This window comes from Rahnella sp. ChDrAdgB13 (assembly GCF_017655185.1).
Lineage (GTDB): Bacteria > Pseudomonadota > Gammaproteobacteria > Enterobacterales > Enterobacteriaceae > Rahnella > Rahnella contaminans.
Genome location: NZ_JAEMGT010000181.1, coordinates 1 through 4,889 on the forward strand (window position 1 = coordinate 1; position 4,889 = coordinate 4,889).

6 protein-coding genes are annotated in these 4,889 nt (G+C 55.0%); all 6 read right to left on the reverse strand.

All coding sequences use genetic code 11. From position 1 onward, the window contains the following. On the reverse strand, window positions 1-350 hold a 350-nt coding region (locus tag J8X26_RS26165), incomplete at its 3' end, for a RusA family crossover junction endodeoxyribonuclease (protein ID WP_208952459.1). A gap of 148 nt (window positions 351-498) precedes the next feature. Then, window positions 499-2,229, reverse strand: coding sequence for a DNA cytosine methyltransferase (locus J8X26_RS26170; RefSeq protein WP_208952460.1), 1,731 nt, complete (start codon window positions 2,227-2,229; stop codon window positions 499-501). Next, a complete protein-coding gene (locus J8X26_RS26175; protein WP_152326557.1) occupies window positions 2,226-3,167 on the reverse strand; it encodes an MT-A70 family methyltransferase in 942 nt (313 codons plus the stop codon). The genes J8X26_RS26170 and J8X26_RS26175 overlap by 4 nt, the downstream gene beginning before the upstream one ends. After that, window positions 3,164-3,844, reverse strand: a complete 681-nt coding sequence (locus tag J8X26_RS26180; RefSeq protein WP_244370876.1) for a replication protein P — start codon at window positions 3,842-3,844, stop codon at window positions 3,164-3,166. Before J8X26_RS26180 ends, J8X26_RS26175 begins: the two co-directional genes overlap by 4 nt. A 5-nt stretch (window positions 3,845-3,849) precedes the next feature. Then, window positions 3,850-4,776: a helix-turn-helix domain-containing protein gene (locus J8X26_RS26185; protein ID WP_152326559.1), complete on the reverse strand. Its 927-nt coding sequence runs from the start codon at window positions 4,774-4,776 to the stop codon at window positions 3,850-3,852. Further along, complete coding sequence (locus J8X26_RS26190; protein WP_244370877.1) at window positions 4,766-4,852, reverse strand: DUF4222 domain-containing protein; 87 nt, start codon at window positions 4,850-4,852, stop codon at window positions 4,766-4,768. Before J8X26_RS26190 ends, J8X26_RS26185 begins: the two co-directional genes overlap by 11 nt. Window positions 4,853-4,889: the final 37 nt, after the last annotated feature.

A 4,889-nucleotide genomic window follows, 5' to 3' on the forward strand; every position in this document is an offset into this window, starting at 1 on the left:
TTGAAATCAGTAATCGTTATTTCTGCCTTCCCTTCTTTGGTAACCGGCCCCCACTCGACCGTCATTCGTTTTACCTGGCTGTCGTCCTTCCAGATCCCCGCGTGGGTCAGGCCATCAAAAAGCGCCTTCTGGAAGTTATCTAAATCCCGCTTTGCCCTGGTCGGTGGACACAGAACCAGATGCACTTCCAGTTCGGTGAGCAGCGCAGGCGGACGGCTGCGGAACTGCTGATAAATCGCCGCCAGCGTGTTCGACCGGAAGATCCTCCCCCGCTCGCTGATCAGCACGCCCTTTCGGGTGGAGCGCCAGTAACCGTTGATGCTCGGCGGAAATGGCAGGGTCAGTCGCATGCTATTTCCCCCGCTTTGATCAGACTGTTAAGCACTGCGTCAGCATGTTCCCGCGCGGCGGTGTAGTCAGTGGAATGTAGCTCCCCCGAAGGGGAGACAGCCATCAACCAGCCTTTGTAAGCAGAGAGCCAGATTTTCTGGAATTCGTTCACGCAGCCACCTCTTTATCAGCGCCGCACATTTCCGGCAGGTTTGCGCGCACCAGCGCTTCAGCGAACGGCGGCGGAACCGCATTACCGCAACGCGCTACTTGTTTGTCTTTGGCATATTTTTTGCCGCGGTAGTCCTGATCGATGATGTACCAGGAAGGAAAGCCCTGAGCAGCGTAAAGCTCATGCGGTTGCAGCATGCGCATGCCGATATCAACGATCTGGTAATCGACGCCTTCCACTGTGACCAGGCCGAACCGGTCATTCGTGGTTACGGTGTGCAGAGACCCGTCCAGACTGATGCCTTCTTTCTCGTTGCCGTAATACTTGAGCAGGAAAGCGCGTACCTCACCGATGTGAAGTCCTAAAGCAGTGATTGCCGGAACTGGTTCGGTCACTACACGCCCGTCTTTGCAGCTGCCGCGTAACAGAACTAGATTTGAAGTGACCAGAGCATGATGATCCACAGTGGTAACGCCGTGAATCGGCCCCACGATATCGACACCCGGACCGGTATAATTCCCACCGTAATGTTTCGCTAAAAATGCCGTACAAAGACGGCTCTTGCCGCCACCGGCTCCCATCACAGTTCCGTTTGGCTCAGTGACTGGGTGACCAACGCTATTACCGAACTCACGTGCAATAACTGGCGCGATGAGTAGATGCTCAGCTTTGCTTGTGACTGTTGTAAGGCCTTTGGTTGCTGGGTAGGACATGCGGTCACCGCCAAATCCGGTCTGACCGATACGTGCAATGATCGGTGTAACTAAGGCTGAGTGATTTTCTTTCATCAACGTATGGAATGGTGCGTCAACTTTGCGTGGTTTTCCCTGATATGCAGAACCACCAGCTCCAACGATGAATGGCGTCGGGTTGTCTATCATGAAGCGCTGAATACCGCGCGCAATGCGCTTCAGGGTGTTCTCTGCCAGCGGCTTTTTACGCTCGAAAATGCTTGGGCATGGGATTGACCAGTCAATACACTCGGCGGCAGTGCGCCACGGCGCCAGCTTCCCGCTCTGAACGTCCAGTGATTTCGGATCCCCGTGGCTTGCTTCTGGCCATTGAACTGTCTGGCCGTCGCAACGCATCACCATGAAGAACCGGCGACGGATGGTCGGCGCGCCGAAATCACATGCACGCAACTCGCGATGATCGACTACGTAGCCCAGACCGGCGACCAGGCGGCGCACATCGTCGCTGGCCACATCGATGTTTAACACTTCGCAGCACTCAGCAATCGCAGGATGATCAGCCGCAACGCCGGTGGTCAGCATGCCGATGAAGGCCGCGAAGGTTTCACCAGAGCGTGCCGGATCCGGATGCTCTGTTCCATCTTCGGCGGTAAGCAGCGGGCCCCACGTTTTAAACTCTTCGACGTTCTCCAGCATCATCACGCGCGGACGTTTTGCCAGTGCCCAGCGGATCACAATCCAGGCCAGACCACGGATTTCTTTCTTAACCGGTTTGCTGCCCTTGGCTTTACTGAAGTGACGGCAATCCGGGCTGAACCATGCCAGTCCTACAGGACGGCCAGCGGTAGCTGCGATAGGGTCAACATCAAACACGGATTCACAGTAATGCAGCGTTTCAGGGTGGTTGGTGCTGTGCATCGCAATGGCGTTTTCGTCATGATTGATCGCGATATCCACGCTGCGGCCAGTTGCCATTTCAATACCGGTGCTCGCACCGCCGCCGCCCGCAAAATTGTCTACGATGATTTCTTTCATGCTGTTGCTCCCATTGCGCGGGCCAGTGTGCCAGCGGTGTGAATGATTTCAGCCGTTGGCAGGCCGTCCATTTTCAGGTGATTGATGTGGTGACGCAGTTTGTTCTGCAGGTGAGCAGCGAGGTTTGAGGATTCAGCCACCCGGTCAAACAGGTAATTAACTTCTGCTGGCCAAACCTGGTTGCAGGTTTCCGGTACCGGAATAATTTCAGGAATATTTTGCGGTTGGTTTTGCTGTAAAGCGCCAGCCAAAACAACCTGATAATGACCTGCCAGCACTTTGACGCGGGAATTACGCGCTGCGGGAATGGCGGTGAATGTCGCCGGGACCAAGTCAATATCATTGAACGGGTTTTCGTTCCCCCAGTGATGCCAGCCGGCAGCCTCTCCACGGCTAAAAAGCTCAATGCGGGATACTGATCCGTAAAGCTCCTCGAGACGGAAACGAACCTCGGCTGGCTTTTCGCTATGCTCGCCGCGGCAGCTGTATACCACCTGCTTAACGCTGGCGCTGAGGCGGTCGAGGCCAGAGCCGCGAACGGCGATCAGCACATCTTCGGTGTTGCCGCGCGTGTAGTTGCCGCCATTCATAACCGTTTCGACGTTCAAAGCATCCATGAAGTCTTCGAGATCCATCATGGTCTGCTCTGCCAGTGCGCGCTCAATACGGCTGCGGGCCTGTTCGTACAGTTTCACCCAGGTGAATCCCTTCATGGTCTTGACCTTGAAGCCCCAAGCCTGCGCCAGTTCAACCGCTTCTGAGGCAAAATTACCGGTGTACCACATTGCAAGAACTGCGTTTTCGTCAGCGATAGACCAGACCGGCAGACGTTTCATTTCTTCGATCGGCATAGTGCTGTAATGGTCGCCCGCCGCACCGTTGCTTATTTTGTTGGAATACTGCCAAGCCGGATCGGCGTAAATCAGCTGGTAGCTCATAACCAGCCCTCCCGTTTTTTCCGGAGATACTCGTCATACATGATCTGTGCGGGTGTCGGGCCTGCTGGCGCTTTTGGCGCAGACAGCATCACAACCGGTGCCGGGATCTGCTCACCTTTCGCCAGGCGTTTTGCCCAGAGAGTCAGGTTGTGCTGTACGGATTTACGGACTTCACCCTCGGTGTAGTTGTTCTGAAGCATTAGTCTGCGAACGTCGGTCACAATCCAGTACATGATTGGCGCTGACCACGGGTAAGCCGCTGGTGTGCTGTAGTCGCCGCGGCGCGCGCAATACTGGTTGAACTCGGTCATCACCTCGTCGACGGTCGGCAGGCCAGCGGCCTGAGCAGCACCGGATTTACACCAGCCAATGAATTTTCCACAGCTCGGCCAGAAGTCTGTTTCCTGCTGGCGGGCCATACGCATCCCGGCTTTCACCTGTTCCAGCGTGGTCACGCCGCTTTCAGCGAATGCCAAAATCCACTGGCGTTTCGCCGCCGCGATATCTGCCGGAGTACTCAGCGCTGTCTGGCGTGCAGCAGGGAAAATTTGCATCAGGTTAGTGAACAACACGTCGACCAACTTCTCAGCATCAGCGTTCACCACACGTTGCTGTTTCTCTTCTGGCATCAGCTGAGCCAGCGCGGCACCGTCTCGGTTCTTAACTGCCATCATCATTTTGTTCACAGGGTGTTCTCCCATGCTTGCGCGCTGTTCCAATGGCCGCCAGCCGAAGTATCAGCCGGGACATTCGCGCTAAGTTTGATTGTCAGGTCGTCCCATTTTTCGCGGAGTTTCGACGGGCTCAGGATGTTCTTGCACCAGAAGGTGTCGCGGTTTGCGCGGACAAAAAGTTCACAGATTTGCTTGTGAGTGCGACCGTCGGCAGTACACATCAGGCGGACTTCGTTTGCCCACTGGGTCATGTCAGGTTCTTTCGGGCGGGCAATCTCCCCATCGCATTCAGCGGCCTGTTCGTACATGCGGATGATTTTTCCCCAGATGTATTCAGCAGCTGTCAGGTCGTCGGCACTTCCCCACTTGCGTTTTTTGGCATTGAACACCACCGCTTCTGGGTGAAGGGCAAGAAAACTTTCATCACTGCTGCCGTCTGGCTGCGAAGCGGCCGGACTAAGGGTTTTATTACCTTGTGGATCAGGTGTTGTAGTTACTTGTGGATCGGCTTCAAAATTTGAAGGGTTAACTGCTGAAAACGCTTTGTTATTTGAACCCTCAGAATTTGAGGCTTCAATTTTTGATACCTCAGAATTTGATGCTTCAAAATTTGAAGGGGTATCTTCTGCATTTGCTTCAGCAGCAGCCTTGATCAGCTTTGCGACGTTGAGGCGGTATATATGACTGGTATTGCGGCCTTTGGCTTTCCGCTCCTGAATTTTTAGCCAGCCGCCAGCGGCGAGAACTTTCAGCGCGCTGCGCACGGTGTTTGGGCTTTTCGCCCCAACCTGACGGGCTATGCGCGGGATGGAAGGCCAACTGATACCTTCGTCGTTGCTGTAATCAGCAAGACGGGACATGATCGCCACCTGAGAAATGGATAAGCCAGCAGGCGCGCATGCATCCCAAACCAGCCCCTGAAGTTTATTGCTCATCGGTCATCACCCTCTCAAACCGCGACTTGAATAGCTCAACGGGCTGGGCGCACTCATGCGGGTAACCGGCGCGCATGAAGATGACGCGATCCCCTGCTCTGTCGAAGCCCACG

Coding starts and splice junctions, on each gene's coding strand:
- J8X26_RS26175 (WP_152326557.1), bottom strand. CDS start 3,167: ATGAGCTACCAGCTGATTTACGCCGATCCGGCTTGGCAGTATTCCAAC.
- J8X26_RS26170 (WP_208952460.1), bottom strand. CDS start 2,229: ATGAAAGAAATCATCGTAGACAATTTTGCGGGCGGCGGCGGTGCGAGC.
- J8X26_RS26185 (WP_152326559.1), bottom strand. CDS start 4,776: ATGAGCAATAAACTTCAGGGGCTGGTTTGGGATGCATGCGCGCCTGCT.
- J8X26_RS26190 (WP_244370877.1), bottom strand. CDS start 4,852: ATGCGCGCCGGTTACCCGCATGAGTGCGCCCAGCCCGTTGAGCTATTC.
- J8X26_RS26180 (WP_244370876.1), bottom strand. CDS start 3,844: ATGATGATGGCAGTTAAGAACCGAGACGGTGCCGCGCTGGCTCAGCTG.